Source organism: Vibrio sp. 10N.222.49.C9 (genome assembly GCF_041474985.1).
In the GTDB taxonomy this organism is placed as follows: Bacteria; Pseudomonadota; Gammaproteobacteria; order Enterobacterales; family Vibrionaceae; genus Vibrio; species Vibrio crassostreae_C.
The window spans coordinates 1-1159 of record NZ_JBFRVD010000065.1 but is presented as its reverse complement, the minus strand read 5'-3'; the positions used below and the strand labels follow the sequence as shown (position 1 = coordinate 1159).

At 43.7% G+C, this 1159-nt stretch carries 1 protein-coding gene; it reads right to left on the bottom strand.

The window, feature by feature from the left end:
* Positions 1-26: 26 nt before the first annotated feature.
* A complete protein-coding gene (locus AB4585_RS21085) occupies positions 27-1127 on the bottom strand; it encodes an ISAs1 family transposase (protein WP_136987121.1) in 1101 nt (366 codons plus the stop codon).
* Positions 1128-1159: the final 32 nt, after the last annotated feature.

The following is a 1159-nucleotide window of genomic DNA, read 5'->3' as shown; positions in this document are numbered from 1 at the left end:
CAGGGCGGGAGCATACTTTGATGGATTTATAACCCAAAGAAGACTCTAGCCCGATAATCGTCGTTCCATCCCGCTTTTTTCAACTTCACCTTTTGACTTGGCGCACCGCAATCACATTGCTTAAGCATGTTCATTACAAAGCGTCTGAACAACGCTATGTTCTCAACGGCACCATCCAAAGTGATTCGAGAGCTATCCTCTTTAAAAACAACATCTAATACGTAGTGTTGGCTGTTTTCAATTCGCCAGTGTTGACGAATATAATGACCAAGTAATTTGTGATTCGGCGACATGGAACTTATGTAGTATGACGTATCTACGGTGCCTTTCCCGTTTATCACTCGGTGGCGTTCCACTGCTATAATGCTTCTTACCGTCGGCCATTTCTTTGCTAGTTCTTCGGGCAACTTAGCCTTAAGTTGAAAAACGTATCGCTCTTCGTTACGACCATGATGTGTCTCTTTGATTTCAGTGACTATTTTCTCTTTCCTAGCATCGAAGATAGCCTGAAACTGTTCAACAACAGCCGCTCTTAGTTTCGGTTGGTTGTTCTTCACTTGAACAACAACATGCGCTTTCTTTTCTTTTATCTTCTCTAGGGTTTCGCGCTGGCAATGCAGCGCATCAATCGTGACCACACTGCCTTTTACATTTATAACATCAAGCATTTGGCGCACAACACTGATCTCGCCATTCTTGTTTTCCGTCGGTTTTTGGCTCAGAACAAGGCCACGCTCAGTGTCATATGCCGTGACCAACTGCAACGCTGTTTTCCTGTCATTTCGATAAGAGCCACGCAGGACTTTTCCGTCGAATGCGATTATGGGTTTATTTTGGTTGGCTCTTTGTTCGTTTATCCACAAGGCCAACGCTTCAAGCAATGACTCCGCAACAACTGAGCGTAATATGCGTGCTATTGTGTGTCGTCGGGGGATTCCATGTTTGAATGGCCTGTACTTTCTTAACCAGCTTAACTTCTCTTCCCCATAAAATTCAATGTCTTGCCATCCTTCGCACCCAGATGCAATAGCACTAATAACGAGGAACATAACGTCAATAAGGTCATGTTTTTGGTTAATGTCAGAACGAGTATCTTCGATGACGGATAGGTGCTCAATTAAGTTCAAAATGGCTGTCTAGCTAAGGGTTTGACGCTATT